The sequence below is a fragment of the Pseudomonas pudica genome, assembly GCF_015680405.1.
Classification (GTDB): domain Bacteria; phylum Pseudomonadota; class Gammaproteobacteria; order Pseudomonadales; family Pseudomonadaceae; genus Aquipseudomonas; species Aquipseudomonas pudica.
Genome location: NZ_JADLJS010000073.1, coordinates 1 through 15,309 on the forward strand (window position 1 = coordinate 1; position 15,309 = coordinate 15,309).

16 protein-coding genes and 1 tRNA gene are annotated in these 15,309 nt (G+C 62.6%); 14 read left to right on the forward strand and 3 right to left on the reverse strand.

Features of this window, described 5'->3' with window-relative positions; genetic code table 11:
* Window positions 1-12 precede the first annotated feature (12 nt).
* From IRZ77_RS25615 to IRZ77_RS25640, 6 genes are all read left to right on the forward strand, one after another.
* Window positions 13-89, forward strand: a tRNA-Val gene (locus IRZ77_RS25615).
* Window positions 90-257: 168 nt separating this feature from the next.
* The gene (locus IRZ77_RS25620) at window positions 258-1,628 is read left to right on the forward strand and encodes an oligosaccharide flippase family protein (protein ID WP_196174595.1); all 1,371 of its coding nucleotides are present in this window, start codon (window positions 258-260) and stop codon (window positions 1,626-1,628) included.
* A 267-nt stretch (window positions 1,629-1,895) separates the two neighbouring features.
* On the forward strand, window positions 1,896-3,038 hold the full coding sequence (locus IRZ77_RS25625) for a hypothetical protein (protein ID WP_135002003.1): 1,143 nt from the start codon (window positions 1,896-1,898) through the stop codon (window positions 3,036-3,038).
* A gap of 33 nt (window positions 3,039-3,071) precedes the next feature.
* Complete coding sequence (locus IRZ77_RS25630; RefSeq protein WP_046614073.1) at window positions 3,072-4,187, forward strand: glycosyltransferase family 61 protein; 1,116 nt, start codon at window positions 3,072-3,074, stop codon at window positions 4,185-4,187.
* A 125-nt stretch (window positions 4,188-4,312) separates the two neighbouring features.
* Complete coding sequence (locus IRZ77_RS25635) at window positions 4,313-4,882, forward strand: SPOR domain-containing protein (RefSeq protein ID WP_025338525.1); 570 nt, start codon at window positions 4,313-4,315, stop codon at window positions 4,880-4,882.
* Between the two features lie 251 nt (window positions 4,883-5,133).
* Window positions 5,134-5,559, forward strand: coding sequence for a GTP pyrophosphokinase (locus tag IRZ77_RS25640; RefSeq protein ID WP_046614072.1), 426 nt, complete (start codon window positions 5,134-5,136; stop codon window positions 5,557-5,559).
* 14 nt (window positions 5,560-5,573) lie between these two features.
* On the opposite strand, the gene IRZ77_RS25645 is transcribed toward IRZ77_RS25640, so the two are convergent.
* On the reverse strand, window positions 5,574-5,816 hold the full coding sequence (locus IRZ77_RS25645; protein ID WP_085600450.1) for a DUF1654 domain-containing protein: 243 nt from the start codon (window positions 5,814-5,816) through the stop codon (window positions 5,574-5,576).
* A gap of 124 nt (window positions 5,817-5,940) precedes the next feature.
* Window positions 5,941-7,029 (reverse strand): asparaginase, encoded by a 1,089-nt coding sequence (locus tag IRZ77_RS25650; RefSeq protein ID WP_108480173.1) that lies wholly within the window; start codon window positions 7,027-7,029, stop codon window positions 5,941-5,943.
* A 406-nt stretch (window positions 7,030-7,435) separates the two neighbouring features.
* Here IRZ77_RS25650 and IRZ77_RS25655 point away from each other — a divergent pair, with 406 nt between their 5' ends.
* The 7 genes from IRZ77_RS25655 to IRZ77_RS25685 all read left to right on the forward strand — a co-directional run bounded on the left by IRZ77_RS25655 (window position 7,436) and on the right by IRZ77_RS25685 (window position 14,454).
* Window positions 7,436-8,392 (forward strand): sugar ABC transporter substrate-binding protein, encoded by a 957-nt coding sequence (locus tag IRZ77_RS25655; protein ID WP_196174596.1) that lies wholly within the window; start codon window positions 7,436-7,438, stop codon window positions 8,390-8,392.
* A gap of 21 nt (window positions 8,393-8,413) precedes the next feature.
* On the forward strand, window positions 8,414-9,967 hold the full coding sequence (locus tag IRZ77_RS25660; protein WP_196174597.1) for a sugar ABC transporter ATP-binding protein: 1,554 nt from the start codon (window positions 8,414-8,416) through the stop codon (window positions 9,965-9,967).
* Window positions 9,964-10,959, forward strand: coding sequence for an ABC transporter permease (locus tag IRZ77_RS25665; protein ID WP_046614068.1), 996 nt, complete (start codon window positions 9,964-9,966; stop codon window positions 10,957-10,959). Before IRZ77_RS25660 ends, IRZ77_RS25665 begins: the two co-directional genes overlap by 4 nt.
* A 4-nt stretch (window positions 10,960-10,963) precedes the next feature.
* Window positions 10,964-11,986, forward strand: a complete 1,023-nt coding sequence (locus tag IRZ77_RS25670; protein ID WP_153670997.1) for a LacI family DNA-binding transcriptional regulator — start codon at window positions 10,964-10,966, stop codon at window positions 11,984-11,986.
* A gap of 15 nt (window positions 11,987-12,001) precedes the next feature.
* Complete coding sequence (gene rbsK, locus IRZ77_RS25675; RefSeq protein WP_046614066.1) at window positions 12,002-12,910, forward strand: ribokinase; 909 nt, start codon at window positions 12,002-12,004, stop codon at window positions 12,908-12,910.
* On the forward strand, window positions 12,907-13,305 hold the full coding sequence (gene rbsD, locus IRZ77_RS25680; RefSeq protein ID WP_085600460.1) for a D-ribose pyranase: 399 nt from the start codon (window positions 12,907-12,909) through the stop codon (window positions 13,303-13,305). The genes rbsK and rbsD overlap by 4 nt, the downstream gene beginning before the upstream one ends.
* Before the next feature lie 147 nt (window positions 13,306-13,452).
* On the forward strand, window positions 13,453-14,454 hold the full coding sequence (locus IRZ77_RS25685) for a nucleoside hydrolase (protein WP_085600462.1): 1,002 nt from the start codon (window positions 13,453-13,455) through the stop codon (window positions 14,452-14,454).
* Here the strand turns inward: IRZ77_RS25685 and IRZ77_RS25690 are convergent.
* Window positions 14,426-14,638 (reverse strand): hypothetical protein, encoded by a 213-nt coding sequence (locus tag IRZ77_RS25690; protein WP_003260960.1) that lies wholly within the window; start codon window positions 14,636-14,638, stop codon window positions 14,426-14,428. The two genes, IRZ77_RS25685 and IRZ77_RS25690, sit on opposite strands and share 29 nt — an antisense overlap.
* Window positions 14,639-14,914: 276 nt before the next feature.
* Here IRZ77_RS25690 and IRZ77_RS25695 point away from each other — a divergent pair, with 276 nt between their 5' ends.
* Window positions 14,915-15,235: an I78 family peptidase inhibitor gene (locus IRZ77_RS25695; RefSeq protein ID WP_196174598.1), complete on the forward strand. Its 321-nt coding sequence runs from the start codon at window positions 14,915-14,917 to the stop codon at window positions 15,233-15,235.
* Window positions 15,236-15,309: the final 74 nt, after the last annotated feature.

Below are 15,309 nucleotides of genomic sequence, written 5' to 3' on the forward strand. Positions count from 1 at the left end.
GCACCACACGACAGGCACATAGCTCAGTTGGTTAGAGCACCACCTTGACATGGTGGGGGTCGTTGGTTCGAGTCCAATTGTGCCTACCAAACAAAAGTCCCGGTTTCCGGGCATCAAAAGGGCGACCTCAAGGGGTCGCCCTTTTGTTTTTGTTGTGTCCAGCGGAGGGCGATTTCACGCGCTGCAGCCTGTTCGGATAGCCGCATAGCAAATTGCGACTATAGTGAGTCTCTAGCGATGGGTTCAGAGATGCGGCTATGCCTTCGATTGATGCGTCGCGTCCGTTGAGCCTGCGCAAACGGGCCATGTGGGCCAGTGGGTTGAACCTTCTTGCTGTCGTTGCTTCCCAGGTCATGCGACTGGGCGGCAACCTGGTGATCACCCGCGTGCTAGTGCCGGAAATGTTCGGCGTGATGGCCATTGCGACCACTGTTTCAGTGTTGCTGCAACTGCTTTCCGATGTTGGGCTGCGGCCGAACGTCATTCAGAGCTCGCGCGGCGACGAGCCGCTGTTTCTCGATACCGTGTGGACTGTGCAAGTCATCCGCGGGTTTGTGCTGTTCCTTCTGACCTTGCTATTGGCCCTGGGGGCAAGGTTCACGCAGTACATCGAACTGTGGCCGGCCCATTCCACCTATGCCGCTCCAGAGCTACCGATGGTGCTGGCTTTGTCTGGGCTCACCGCGATCATCTATGGCTTCCAGTCGCCCAAGGTCGATGTGGCCATCCGGGTCTTCCAGCAGAAGAAGGTGGTTATCGCCGAGCTGATTGCGCAGTTTGTCGGTTTGATAGTGATGCTCGTGGCAGGCTATCTCACCCGCTCCATCTGGTCATTAGTGGCGGCGGGCCTGCTGGGCACACTGGTTTTCACCCTGCTCAGTCACCTGCTCTTCCAAGGGCCGCGCAACCGCCTGCGATGGGACCCGGCGGCGCTGCGCGAGGTGTTCGATTACGGACGCTGGATCCTGTTGTCGTCCTCCGTAGGGGTTCTGGCGATGCAGGGTGACCGGATCTGGTTCGGCGGAAGCATGTCGGTCGCGGAGCTGGGGGTCTATTCCATCGCTGTCGCCATCCTCGGGGCCATTCAGTCTGTCCTGTTGCGCTTGGCGGGGGCGGTCGCCTTGCCGGCCTTCAGTGAGGCAACGAGAAGTGGTGACAAAGAGCGGGTGCGCAGCCTTTACTACCGCTCCAGGGTGCTGTTCGACCTGACCTCGCTGTTTGCTTGCGGTTTTTTGCTGACTGCCAGCCCGCTGATGATCAGTTGGCTGTACGACGACCGTTATGCCGGCGCTGGCAATACCATGGCCATTCTCTCGCTCTCTCTTTTCACCTTGCGCTTCACGCTGGCACACCAGCTCTGGTTGGCCCTGGGGCTGACCAAATACGTGGCAATGGACAACATCATCCGGGTCGTTTCGCTGTTTATCCTGCTGCCGGTCCTCATGGCCATCGGTGGCGTGAGCTATGCCGTCTGGGGTGTGGCTCTGCATACCTTCTTCACGCTTTTCCTGATTTTTCCTGTCAACCGCAAGCTGGGTCTGCTGGACCTGAAGCGCGAGGTTGCAGTGCTGCCTGCCCTGCTGATCGGCGTCTTTTTCGGTGAAATGATAACCAGCCTGTTTACCTGATTGGGCCGTGAAGGCGCCGCACGGTCAGGTATGCCGTTGTTATCTTTCGCCATATCCGCAAGTAGAAAAAATGGCGTCATAAAACATGCAGTCTCCAATGGCTAATCATTGAATAATCAATGAGTAAGCGTGTCTTGACAGACCTTTTCCGCAGATCTTTAATCTTTTGGTATCTGGCACCTTGGGGCGTTTAAGTGCCAAAGGTTGTTGGGTGTTTATTTGGCAGTACTTATTACCTGTTAACTGGATAAGCTCCAAGGACATGAAATGAGAGAGCACATACGAAAGCTCATAACGCCGTCGATGCGCTTCGAAATAAGAAAGTTCTTGACTTGGGCCCAGGATATAATGGGGCGTGCGTGTTTGTGGCGCTGGGAAATTACCAGTTTTCGGCTGCAGACAAGTAACGACTACGAAGTTTTATATGTCGGTCGAAAGAGCCGCAAGGAGATGGCCAAGCTGCTCATCGGCGGTAAACCCGAGGTCGACACCAAACCCGGCGATAGCACGCAACAGCGTGGCGTCGCGCCCCATAGGGTGCTGATCAGCGAGATGCCCAGTGCAGGTGCCCTGTACGTGCCCCATTATCTGAGTGCCATCATCCCACTGGGGCGTCCGCTGGAGGAGATCATCGCCCGCTACGACGGTGAACTGCGCCGCAACATCCGCAAGTGTCGGCCGCTGTACCGCATGCAGCAGGTGCTGACGGACGAGGAGATCGGCAAGGCCGACCGGGAAATGTTGCAGCCTTATGCCCAGGCGCGGCATGGCCTGCATGCCCAACAGTTCGATTCCCAGGACGTGTTGCGCATCGCCAAGACCGTTGGCCGGCTCGACCTCGTGATGAAAGGCGACGAGGTTGTAGCCTGTCATTTCGGTTGTGTAATTACCCGGGCCGGCAAGCGCTATTGGAGCACGCTTCGCTTTGGCTACCCGGAGGCCGTCTTCAACGACCCGAAACGTCTGCGCGAGGTCAACTCGATCACTACCTTCATGGCCCTGGAGTGGGCCATCGAGCAGGGTTTCGATTATTACGATATCGGCCAATGTCTGGCACGTCCGGACGATGGGCTTTTGAAATGGAAGCGCCGGCGCGGTGGTGATGTGGATACCTTGGGCAACCAGGCCTTCATGTTCGTCCGGCTACCGAAGACCGGTATCGCCAAGTTTCTCTGGGAATTCCCGTTATTTGCCGTCGAGGGCAGCAGGCTCACACTGCATCTGGGTTTGCCGGATGGGCCAAGTGACGAGGAAATTGTCGACCGCTATCGCGAAATGGTCTTCGGTGGTTTGTTCAAGATATACATTTACTGTGCGAAAGCGCCTGGCGAACTGCTGTTGGAGAACTTGCGCGATCGATATGCTCACTTTCAGTCCCCTCCCATTCTGGAAAAAGTAGTGTGCAACTGAGCATGAAAGATAGCCTTTCAATGAGAGCGCTTGATGATGAACGATATTTCGGATGTACACACGAAGGGATCTGACCGTAAAGGCTGGAGCCTGGCCGCATACAAGTACCTTGCGAGAAAGTGGCTGGTACGAAAACCGTCAGAGAACCTGAAGAGCCTTGCGGCCAAGACTTGGGATATCGCCCCCGCCGAGGTCACCCCGGCGCCTCCCGCTTTCTTTCTGCCGAACCAGCTGGAGCGAGTGACCGGCTGGGAAGAGAAACGTTTCTTTCCTTTCGAGCATCCGCGGCGAACCATGGAGGGGCTGGGCAGCGTCGCACAGGCCCCTACCAGGGGCTATCTGATCAAGGACGTCATTCTGATCGATGGCGCACTGTACAAGAACAATGCAAGCTTCTGGCTGTCTGACCGGCCCAGCGGGTTGCCGCGAATCGTCGTGGAGCAGGAGATCGAGCGTGGGGCCGCTTATTGTTCACGTTACGGCAACCGCTGGTTTGGAACATGGCTGGCCGAGGATTGCGTCACCTATGCTTTGGCCCGTAACGAAGGCGTGCCGGTTACCACCGCGCCCTCGGGCAGGTTCCCCCGTTTTTCCCAGGGTGCGCAATACGAAGAATGGCTTGGCATGCACCCACTTCGGCTACACACGGCCTTTTTTCGAGAGTTGGTGCTGTTCGATGACTTCAGCCACAACACAAACCAGTCCGAGCGATACCGCGCCATGGGCCGGAAGTTGTTGTCGCGGGTAAATTACAAGCCCCACCCGGGAGTCTTCATCTTGCGGGGTTGTGACGGAGATCTGCGCCTGCTGCGCAACGAACTACAGATTGCCGAACATCTGCAAAAACATCGCGGCTTTCGCATCCTTGCGCCTTTGGGGTGCGACCTGGCAACCATCGTGGAAACCTGTGCCGGGGCCAGGGTAGTGGTGGGCGTCGAAGGCAGCCAGCTCATCCACGGTATGAATGTGCTGGCGCCCGGCGCTTCGGTGCTGACGCTGCAGCCACCTGATCGCTTTGTCTGCTTCTACAAGTACCTGACTGACCGCGATCAGCAGCATTTCGGCTTTGTGGTCGGAATACCCGATGGCAGCGGCTTCCGCATCGACCTCGATGAGCTCGAACGGACCTTGGATCTGCTGCCGTCATGACGAGGCATGGCATGCCATGACTGCCTGAGGTGCATGGCCCTGGTTGCACGGTGTAACGTATGGTCGCGGTCCTTGCCCGGGATGGGCGTGCTAGAATCCGCGCCTTCGAATCTGGAGGTACACGCGTGCGCAAACTGGCTGTGGTAATGGCAGTGCTCGCCCTGGCGGGCTGTGAGAACGAGGTCGAAGGCGTGCACAAACAGGTGGCCGAACACCTGCACAACCCCAAGACTGCCAAGTTCGGCAACGTGCGGATCGACACCCAGGGCACCATCTGCGGCCAGGTCCGTGGCAAGGATGATGCCGGGCAGTACGAGGCCTACCGCAGCTACGTGGCGATCAAGCGCGATGGCCAGTATGAAATCATCGTCGACGACAGCGGCAACAACCTGCGCATCCGCGAGATGTGCGGCGGCGCCGAGCTGCAGCGCCGCGCCGAAGCCCTGGCAGGCCAGCCGGCCCCGCAAGGCTGGGATGTGGAAGTGATCCAGGGCGCCAACATGGGCGCGCTCAGCGACATGACTGCACGCCTGATCGAAAAGGGCATCCCGTCATCGGTGGAGTACCGCGACGGCAAGCCGGTGGTGCTGATGGGGCCGTTCCCCAGCCGTGAAGAAGCCGAAGCACGCAAGGCCGAGGTGATGGCCAAGCTGGGTACCGATTCAGTGGTGATCCAGCACGGCGCTGCGCGTTAAAAAGCCTGTAGGCGCACTCGAGGAACACCTGATCCATTGATCTGGCAGGGGCCTGTAGGAGCAGCCTTGTGCTGCGAAGAGGCCGGTACGGGCAACAGATATGCGCTGTCGGTACGGCCCTTTCGCAGCACAAGGCTGCTCCTACAGGGCGCGCGCCAGCCTCCGGATTTCGAGCAGTCACACGCGCGCTAGACATTGTCCGCACAGTTTTGGCTATGCTTGGCAGGAAGAAGCCGAACGGGGAGGGCCTCATGTCTACACTGGAGCGGGCCATTGCCGTGGCCGCCAGGGCGCATGAAGGGCAATACGACAAGGGTGGGGCTGCTTATATCCTCCACCCGCTACGCGTGATGATGCGGGTTTCCACAACCGAACAACAGATTGTCGCGGTGCTTCACGATGTGATCGAAGACACCCCGCTGACCCTGGCCGACCTGGCGCGCGAGGGCTTTGCGCTGAAAATCCTTGCCGCCTTGTTGGCGCTCAGCCGCCGTGAGGGCGAGGCCTACCACGACTTCGTGGTGCGCCTGGGCGGTGACCCGCTGGCGCGCACCGTCAAGCTGGCCGACCTGGCCGACAACAGCGACCTTTCGCGTATCCCGTGCCCGGGCCCCACCGACCTGGCGCGGTTGGCGCGTTACCGCGAAGCCAGCGCCTACCTGCAGGCATTGGCTTGAGGTTGAACGCGCGGTCAGTCTTCCTTCGGTACGGTCCAGAAAATTTGCACGCCGCCATCGTCGCGGTGGGCGAGGGTGACGTTATCGTTTTCGGCAATTTCCTCGAGCAGGGTTTCCCAATCTTCCGGGGTTTCCTGCTCCAGACGGAAGATCAATGCCGCACGGCTGCGCTGGGCAGTGGGGCTGTTGATGATTTTCTGAATGCGCATACCCAGTTGTTCATAGCTGCTTGGGGTGGCGGAGACGGTGCTGGACACAAGTGTTTCCTTGTTTTTGCTGTATGCACATACAGTATTTCACTGTAAGTAATTTCGCAACAGTTAGACAGAAAACGCCCCGCCTAGGCAGCGGGGCTGTTTGCATTTCAGGGGCGGCTGGCGATCAGTACTCCCAGAAGATCCGCTGCAGTTCCTTGCTGTCCTGGGTCTTGGTCATCGCCACCATCGCCAGGATCCGTGCCTTTTGCGGGTTCAGGTCGTGGGCCACGACCCAGTCGTTCTTGTCATCCGGCTGCTCGGCGTTGCGCAGCACGAAACCGCCTTGGTTGACGTGCGACGAGCGAATGATCTGCACGCCATTCTTGCGCAGTTCCTGCAGTGCCGGTACTACTCGCGACGACACCGAACCGTTGCCGGTCCCGGCATGGATCAGTGCCTTGGCTCCATTCTGCGCCAGCGCCTTGTAGGCGGTGTCGGTGACGTTGCCATAGCCATAGGCAATGTCCACCTGCGGCAGGCTGCTGATCTGCTTGATGTCGAACTCGGAGTTGACCGTGTGGCGCTTGGCCGGCAGGCGGAACCAGTAGGACTTGCCTTCCACCACCATGCCCATCGGGCCCCAGGCGCTCTTGAAGGCTTCGGTCTTGATGTTGACCGACTTGCTCACATCGCGGCCGGACTGGATCTCGTCATTCATGGTCACCAGCACGCCCTTGCCGCGCGACTGCTTGTCGCTGGCCACGGCCACGGCGTTGTACAGGTTGAGCATGCCGTCGGCGGACATGGCGGTGCCCGGTCGCATCGAACCGACGACCACGATCGGCTTGTCGGTCTTTTCCACCAGGTTGAGGAAGTAGGCGGTTTCTTCCAGGGTGTCGGTGCCGTGGGTGATGACGATGCCGTCCACGTCCTTGCTTTCGGCAAGTTCGGCAACGCGTTTGCCCAACTTGAGCAGGTCGTCGTTGGAGATGCTCTCGGAGGCGATCTGCATGACCTGCTCACCGCGTACATTGGCCAGCTCGGCCAGTTCCGGTACGCCCGCGATCAGCTTGTCGACGCCCACCTTGGCGGCTTGGTAAGTGGCGCTGTTGGCGGCGCTGGCGCCAGCACCGGCAATGGTGCCGCCGGTGGCGAGAATGACCACGTTGGCCAGCTTCTGCTGGGTTTCGGCTTCTTTGGCCGAGACGAAGGTTGGCAGGGCCAGCAGCAGGGCGAGTGCGCTGGGAGCGAAGGTTTTCAGTGCGGCATTCATCGTTATTGTTCTCTCTCTTCCTAATGAGATGGTTGTTTTGTCGCACAGGGTGCAAGGCAGGTTTCGTACCAGTTGCGCGCACGGGCCTTGTGGGAGCGGCCTTGTGTCGCGAAAGGGGCGCGCAGCGGCCCCAGATTCCGGCGCAACAGCACACATTGCCGGGGCCGCCTTGCGGCCCTTTCGCGACACAAGGCCGCTCCCACATGAGGGGGTATGTCATTCGGGATTCCGAACAAACGTAGGAAAAGACGTTCGGCTTTTCGGAAAAAATCCGGATAAACTGCGCCAAGCTCGACTTGACCTCCGACAGCCAAACGGATTTGACAAACCCCGGTCCTGTTTCCATAGTTAGGCAACGCAAACGTTTGCGATCCGACAAAAAACACAAGATTCGGAGTCATCGTTCATGAAACTGCCGTTCCCCGGTCGTCTGCTGGCCCTCGCTGTCATTTCCTCGCTTACCCTGGCCCTGCCGTTTTCTGCCGCCCACGCCGAGGACAAGCCCAAGGTCGCCCTGGTCATGAAGTCGCTGGCCAACGAGTTCTTCCGCACCATGGAAGACGGCGCCAAGGACTACCAGAAAACCCACGCCGATGAATTCGAGCTGATTGCCAACGGCATCAAGAACGAGACCGACACCGGCGAGCAGATCCGCATCGTCGAGCAGATGGTCAATGCGGGCGTGAAGGCTCTGGTCATCGCCCCGGCCGACTCCAAGGCGCTGGTATCGGCGGTGAAGAAGGCCATGGACCAGGGCGTGGTGGTGATCAACATCGACAACCGCCTGGACCCGGCGCTGCTCCAGAGCAAAGGCATCAGCGTACCCTTCGTGGGCCCCGACAACCGCAAGGGCGCGCGCCTGGTCGGCGACTTCCTGGCCAAGCAGAAGCTCAAGGCCGGCGACCAGGTCGGCATCATCGAAGGCGTGCCGACCACCACCAACGCCCAGCAGCGCACTGCCGGCTTCAAGGACGCCATGGACGCCGCGCAGATCAACATCGTCTCGGTGCAGAGCGGCAATTGGGAAATCGACAAAGGCAACGCCGTCGCTGCCTCCATGCTCAACGAATACCCCAATCTGAAAGCCCTGCTGGCCGGCAACGACAGCATGGCCCTGGGCGCCGTGTCGGCCGTGCGTGCCGCCGGCAAAGCCGGCCAGGTGCAAGTGGTGGGCTACGACAACATCAACGCCATCAAGCCGATGCTCGCAGATGGCCGTGTGCTGGCCACCCTCGACCAGGCGGCCAGCCAGCAGGCGGTGTTTGGCATCCAGGCGGCGCTGAAAATGGTCAAGGGCGAGAAACCCGACGTGGATGCCGACAACGTCATCCAGACCCCGGTCCAACTCATCACCAAGCCCTGATAGCTGGCAGGAGAAACGGCCATGCCTGCATCGGCCAATGAAGTGGTGCTCGCTGCCAGCGGCCTGGGCAAGACCTACGCCCAGCCCGTGCTCGGCGAGGTCAGCCTGAACCTGCGGGCCGGCGAAGTGCTGGCGCTGACCGGTGAGAACGGCGCCGGCAAGAGTACCCTGTCCAAGCTCATCAGTGGCCTGGAAACCCCCACCACCGGGCACATGCGCTACCGCGGCCAGGTCTACGCGCCTGGCAGCCGCAGCGAGGCCGAGCGCCTCGGCGTGCGCATGGTCCTGCAGGAGCTGAACCTGCTGCCCACGCTGACCGTGGCGGAGAACCTGTTCCTCGACAACCTGCCTGGCCGCTTTGGCTGGATAAGCCAAAAGCGCCTGCGCCAACTGGCCAAGGCCGCCATGGCCCAGGTCGGCCTCGACGCCATCGACCCGGACACCCCGGTCGGCGAGCTGGGCATCGGCCATCAGCAGATGGTCGAAATCGCCCGCAACCTGATCGGCGACTGCCATGTGCTGATCTTCGACGAGCCCACCGCCATGCTCACCGCGCGCGAAGTGGAGCTGCTGTTCACCCAGATCGAGCGCCTGCGCCAACGTGGCGTGGCCATCGTCTACATCTCCCATCGCCTGGAAGAACTGCAGCGTGTGGCCCAGCGCATCGTCGTGCTGCGTGACGGCAAACTGGTGTGCGACGAGCCGATCCAGCGCTACAGCAGCGCCGAACTGGTCAACCTGATGGTCGGCCGCGAGCTGGGCGAGCATATCGACCTGGGCCGCCGGCAGATCGGCGCGCCGCTGCTCAAGGTCGACAAGCTCAGCCGCGCCGACAAGGTACGTGAAGTTTCGTTCGAGGTCAGGGCAGGGGAGATCTTCGGCATCTCCGGCCTGATCGGTGCCGGCCGTACCGAGCTGTTGCGCCTGATCTACGGCGCCGACCGTGCCGACAGCGGCAGCATCGCCCTCGGCCAGCCTCCGCAGGTGGTCACCATCGACTCGCCCAAGGCTGCCGTGCAGGCCGGTATCGCGCTGATCACCGAAGACCGCAAAGGCGAGGGCCTGCTGCTGACGCAGTCGATCAGCGCCAACATCGCCCTGGGCAACCTCGGCGCGGTATCACGGGCCGGGGTGCTCGATGGCGAAGCCGAAGCGGCATTGGCCGAGCGCCAGATCCAGGCCATGCGCATTCGCAGTGCCGGCCCGCAGCAGGTGGTGGGCGAGCTGTCTGGCGGCAACCAGCAGAAGGTGGTGATCGGCCGCTGGCTGGAGCGCGACTGCCAGGTGCTGCTGTTCGACGAGCCCACCCGTGGCATCGACGTCGGCGCCAAGTTCGATATCTATGGCCTGCTGGCCGAGCTGGCGCGCCAGGGCAAGGCCCTGGTGGTCGTATCCAGCGACCTGCGCGAGCTGATGCTGATCTGCGACCGCATCGCCGTACTGTCGGCCGGTCGGCTGATCGACACCTTCGAGCGTGACCATTGGAGCCAGGACCAGCTACTGGCCGCAGCCTTTGCCGGTTATCAGAAACGTGACGCACTGCTGCATGACGCAGCTCCCAGGATGGATGCATGAAAACCACCCCGCTCGACAGCCAAGGCGCCGCACCGGTGCGCCGCAGTGGCACCTATCTTGGCCTGGGTACCTACCTGGGCCTGGCCGGCGCCTTGCTGGCGATGATCGTGCTGTTCTCGTTCCTCAGCAGCCACTTCTGGTCGTACAACACCTTCAGTACCTTGGCCAACCAGATTCCCGACCTGATGGTGCTGGCGGTGGGCATGACCTTCGTGCTGATCATCGGCGGCATTGACCTGTCGGTGGGCTCGGTGCTGGCGCTGGCGGCCTCGACGGTCAGTGTGGCGATCCTCGGCTGGGGTTGGGGCGTGCTGCCCTCGGCCCTGCTGGGCATGGCCGTGGCCGCGCTGGCCGGCAGCATTACCGGCGGGGTTACCGTGGCCTGGCGCATTCCGTCGTTCATCGTCTCGCTTGGCGTGCTGGAAATGGCCCGCGGCCTGGCCTACCAGTTCACCGACTCGCGCACCGCCTATATCGGCGATGCCTATGCCTGGTTCTCCAACCCCATCGCATTCGGCATCTCGCCGGCGTTCATCATCGCCTTGCTGGTGATCGTGCTGGCCCAGTTGGTGCTGACCCGCACGGTATTCGGCCGCTACCTGATCGGCATCGGCACCAACGAAGAAGCCGTGCGCCTGGCCGGCATCGACCCGCGCCCGTACAAGGTGCTGGTGTTCGCCCTGATGGGCCTGCTTGCCGGCCTGGCCGCGCTGTTCCAGATCTCGCGCCTGGAAGCCGCCGACCCCAATGCCGGCTCCGGCCTGGAACTGCAGGTGATCGCCGCCGTGGTCATTGGCGGCACCAGCCTGATGGGCGGGCGTGGCTCGGTCATCAGCACCTTCTTTGGCGTGCTGATCATTTCGGTGCTGGCCGCAGGGCTGGCGCAGATCGGTGCCAGCGAACCGACCAAACGCATCATCACCGGGGCGGTGATCGTCATCGCCGTGGTGCTCGACACTTACCGTAGCCGGCGTGCAGCCCGGCGGAACTGAGAACATGGCAACCATCAAAGACGTCGCGGCACTGGCGGGTATTTCCTACACCACCGTGTCCCATGTGCTGAACAAGACCCGGCCTGTCAGTGAGCACGTACGGCTGAAAGTCGAAGCCGCCATCGCCGAGCTCGACTACGTGCCCAGCGCCGTGGCCCGCTCGCTGAAGGCGCGCAGCACGGCCACCATCGGCTTGCTGGTGCCCAGCAGCGTCAACCCGTACTTTGCCGAACTGGCACGGGGCATCGAAGACGCCTGCGAGCGCAACGGCTACTGCGTGATCCTGTGCAACTCCGACGACAACCCGCAGAAGCAGCGCAGCTACCTGCGCGTGCTGCTGGAAAAACGCATCGACGGCCTGGTAGTGGCTTCGGTGGGCCAGGACAGCGACCTGGTGCAAAGCCTGGCTGGCGTGCGCACGCCAATGGTAGTCGTCGACCGCGAACTGGATGGCGTGGATGCCGACCTGGTACGCATCGACCACGAGCAGGGCGCCTACCTGGCGAGCCGCCACTTGCTGGAGTTAGGCCATCGCGACATTGCCTATATCGGCGGCCCCGCCGAGACCGGGGTCACCCAGCTGCGCCTGAGCGGCTTCCGTCGCGCCATGGCCGAGGCCGGCGCACCGGTGCTTGGCGACCGCGTGCTGCATTGCGACTTCACCAGCCCCGGGGGCCATGCGGTGGCAACCCGGTTGCTGGAGGGCAGGCGGCCCACGGCGATTTTCGCCGGCAACGACATGATCGGCTTCGGCGTGTTGCGTGCCGCGGCCGAGCGCAAAATCAACGTGCCCGGCGAGCTGTCGGTGATTGGCTTCGACGACATCGAACTCAGCCGCTATGTGTACCCGCCGTTGACCACCGTGGGCCAGTCGATCCGCGAGTTGGGCGAAAGTGCCGCGTCGCTGTTGCTGGCGCGTATCGGCACACCCCGGCAGGGCACGGCAGAGCAGCGCATCGTCGCCCCGCGCATCGTGCTGCGCGAGTCCACCGGGCCGCGCCCGGACCTCTTCAACGATTACCGCTAACGCTAAGGAAATGTGATGAGTGCCAAGGTCGTGGTAGTCGGTAGCCTCAACATGGACCTGGTGGCCCGCGCCCAGCGCCTGCCCCGGGCCGGCGAAACACTCCCCGGCGAAAGTTTTTTCACCGTGCCGGGCGGCAAGGGGGCCAACCAGGCGGTGGCCGTGGCACGCCTGGGCGGCAGCGTGGCGATGATCGGCAATGTCGGCGACGATGATTATGGTCGGCAACTGCACCGGGCGTTGTATGTGGAAGGCATCGACTGCCAGGGCGTCATCACTTGTCAGGGCGTGTCCAGCGGTGTGGCGCTGATCACCGTGGATGCCGCCAGCCAGAACTGCATCGTCATCATCCCCGGTGGCAACGGCCTGCTGACGCCACAGTCGGTGCAGCGGTTCGATGCGCTGCTGCAGGCGGCCGAGGTGATCATCTGCCAGCTGGAAGTGCCGGCCGACACCGTGGCCTGGACCCTGGCCAGGGGGCGTGAACTGGGCAAGCGGGTGATCCTGAACCCGGCGCCGGCGACCGGCCCCTTGCCGGAGGACTGGTTCGCCCACATCGACTACCTGACGCCCAACGAAAGCGAGGCCGAAGCCCTGACCGGGGTGGCGGTGGCTGATCTGGACGGTGCCCGGCGCGCCGGCGAGCGCTTGCTGCAACTGGGCGCGGGCAAAGTGATCATTACCCTTGGCGCGCAAGGGGCCTTGCTGGTCACCCCTCAGGGCCACCAGCACTTCCCCGCGCCGGTGGTGCAGCCGCTGGATACCACCGCAGCCGGCGATACCTTCATCGGCGGCTTTGCCGCTGGCCTGGTGCGCGGCCTGGAGGAGGGCGAAGCCATCGCCTTCGGCCAGCGCGCCGCGGCCCTGTCGGTTACCCGCGCCGGCGCCCAGCCGTCGATTCCCTACCTGGCGGAGCTTGCGCCATGAAGAAAACCCCGCTGCTGAACGTCGCCCTGTCGCGGACCATCGCCGGCATGGGGCATGGTGACATCCTGGTGATCGGCGATGCCGGGCTGCCGGTGCCGCCGGGGGTAGAACTGATCGACCTGGCCGTCACGCCTGGCCTGCCGGATTTCGCCAGCGTATTGCGGGTTGTGCTGAGCGAGTTGCAGGTAGAGCGCCACGTGCTTGCCGAAGAGATGCAGAAAGTGGTGCCTCCGGCGCTGGTAGAGATCGAGCGGCTGAAGGGCAAGCTGGGCAAGCGCGAATGGCTGAGCCATGAAGATTTCAAGGAATTGTCACGCAATGCCCGTGCGGTAGTGCGCACTGGCGAGTGCCAGCCCTACAGCAACATCGCGCTGATTTCCGGCGTGACTTTCTGAAGGCGGGGGCTGCGCCCCCGAATCGCCGGCAAGCCAGCTCCCACAGGTACTGCACAATGCTTGAGGCCGACCTGTGGGAGCTGGCTTGCCGGCGATTGGGCCGCAAAGCGGCCCCAGAAACCCACCCAGGCAACAGGAGTGCCACCCATGCTCAAACCCCTGCTACAAGGAATCGCCCTCATGGCCGCAGCCACCACCCTCCAGGCCGCCCCCATCGACCTGATCATCGACACCGACCCTGGCGCCGACGACGTGGTCGCGCTGTTCCTGGCCATGGCCTCGCCCGACGAGCTCAACATCCGCGCCATCACCACCGTGGCCGGCAACGTGCGCCTGGAAAAAACCTCGCGCAACGCCCGCCTGGCCCGCGAATGGGCCGGCCGCGAAGACATCCCCGTGTACGCCGGCGCCGCTCGCCCACTGGTGCGCAAGCCGATCTACGCTGCCGACGTGCACGGCGAAGAAGGCCTCACCGGCATCCAGGTGCACGAGCCGAAAGCGCCGCTGGCCCAAGGCAATGCCGTGCAATACCTGGTCGACACCCTTGGCACCGCCAAGCCCCACAGCATCACCGTCGCCATGCTCGGCCCACAAACCAACCTGGCCTTGGCGCTTATCCAGCGCCCGGACATCGTCAAAGGCATCAAGCAAGTGGTGGTCATGGGTGGTGCCCATTTCAACGGCGGCAACATCACCCCGGCGGCGGAATTCAACCTCTATGCCGACCCGCATGCCGCCGAAGTGGTGCTGGCCAGCGGTGTGCAACTGACCTACCTGCCGCTGGACGTCACCCACAAGCTGCTGACCAGCGACGCCCGCCTCAAGCAACTGGCGGCGGTGAACAACCAGGCCAGCAGACGGGTGGTGGATATACTCAACGCCTACATCACCCACGACATGGACCTGTACGGCATGCCCGGCGGCCCGGTGCACGACGCCAGCGTCATCGCCTACCTGCTCAAGCCCGAGCTGTTCAGCGGCCGGCGCATCCATGTGAGCATCGACAGCCGCGAAGGCCCCAGCTTCGGCCAGACCCTTGCCGACTGGTACGGCGTGCTCAAGCAGCCTGCCAATGTGATGTGGGTGGAGGAGGGCGATGCCCAGGGCCTGTTCGACCTGCTCAGCGCCCGTTTGGCGCGATTGGAATAGCCGTGTGCGGCGCGTAGCGCTCGAACACCTGGTCGAAGAAGCTGCGTGCCGCCTCGGCGCCGCGATCGCGCACCAGCAGGTCGATGGCAATCAGCAGCAACTCCTCCGGCGTGCCAGGGCTGTACGCGCTCTGGCCTTCGGCCCATTTGACCTTGATATCGGCTTCGATGCTGTGGCTGCTCATGAAAGGCTCTCGCTTGGGGCCCGGGACGAAGGGGCGAACACCTGACCCTGGTGTTCGATGGAGGCGGGGTGCGCTCCACTTCTTGCACTAAATCATGACTTTGCGTCAGTGACCTTGCGGCTTAAGCATATGGCAAACGCAGCAGGTTGTGCAAAATCCGGTCACGATTGCGTTTTCGCCTCTGCTGGTGAGTTCAGGCAGACTTGACCGGTTTTGCAACAAAAGATGAGCGGAGCTGTCGGATCAGACAGTTCCCGGACCGATTTAGGAGGCTTCATGTTCCGTACCCGTGCTTACCTGGCAACCCTGGCGGTGGCTGCTGTCCTGGCTGGTTGCAGCACTGGTGGCAATTCTGCTGGTGGCGCTGCGCCAGCCACCCCGGCAGGCAACGATGGCCGCTGCGAAGCCAGCGGCGCCGATTTCGCCATTGGCAAGCCAGCCAGCGCCGAGCTGCTGGAGCAGGCGCGCAAGGCCACTGGCTCGCAGATGGCCCGCATTCTCAAGCCGCACGACGTGGTTACCCTGGAGTACCGCTCCGAGCGCTTGAACCTGAATGTGGACGAGCAGGGCAAGGTGGTTCGCGTCAACTGCGGTTGACACGCGGTCCTTGTGGGAGGGGGGGGGGGGGGGTGGTGGGGGGGGCGGGGCCGGGCCCCCCCGCGGCGGGTGGG

Coding starts and splice junctions, on each gene's coding strand:
- IRZ77_RS25650 (WP_108480173.1), bottom strand. CDS start 7,029: ATGAATGCCGCACTGAAAACCTTCGCTCCCAGCGCACTCGCCCTGCTG.
- IRZ77_RS25685 (WP_085600462.1), top strand. CDS start 13,453: ATGCTCAAACCCCTGCTACAAGGAATCGCCCTCATGGCCGCAGCCACC.
- IRZ77_RS25690 (WP_003260960.1), bottom strand. CDS start 14,638: ATGAGCAGCCACAGCATCGAAGCCGATATCAAGGTCAAATGGGCCGAA.
- IRZ77_RS25670 (WP_153670997.1), top strand. CDS start 10,964: ATGGCAACCATCAAAGACGTCGCGGCACTGGCGGGTATTTCCTACACC.
- rbsD (WP_085600460.1), top strand. CDS start 12,907: ATGAAGAAAACCCCGCTGCTGAACGTCGCCCTGTCGCGGACCATCGCC.
- IRZ77_RS25655 (WP_196174596.1), top strand. CDS start 7,436: ATGAAACTGCCGTTCCCCGGTCGTCTGCTGGCCCTCGCTGTCATTTCC.
- IRZ77_RS25620 (WP_196174595.1), top strand. CDS start 258: ATGCCTTCGATTGATGCGTCGCGTCCGTTGAGCCTGCGCAAACGGGCC.
- IRZ77_RS25665 (WP_046614068.1), top strand. CDS start 9,964: ATGAAAACCACCCCGCTCGACAGCCAAGGCGCCGCACCGGTGCGCCGC.
- IRZ77_RS25625 (WP_135002003.1), top strand. CDS start 1,896: ATGAGAGAGCACATACGAAAGCTCATAACGCCGTCGATGCGCTTCGAA.
- IRZ77_RS25640 (WP_046614072.1), top strand. CDS start 5,134: ATGTCTACACTGGAGCGGGCCATTGCCGTGGCCGCCAGGGCGCATGAA.
- IRZ77_RS25630 (WP_046614073.1), top strand. CDS start 3,072: ATGATGAACGATATTTCGGATGTACACACGAAGGGATCTGACCGTAAA.
- IRZ77_RS25695 (WP_196174598.1), top strand. CDS start 14,915: ATGTTCCGTACCCGTGCTTACCTGGCAACCCTGGCGGTGGCTGCTGTC.
- rbsK (WP_046614066.1), top strand. CDS start 12,002: ATGAGTGCCAAGGTCGTGGTAGTCGGTAGCCTCAACATGGACCTGGTG.
- IRZ77_RS25660 (WP_196174597.1), top strand. CDS start 8,414: ATGCCTGCATCGGCCAATGAAGTGGTGCTCGCTGCCAGCGGCCTGGGC.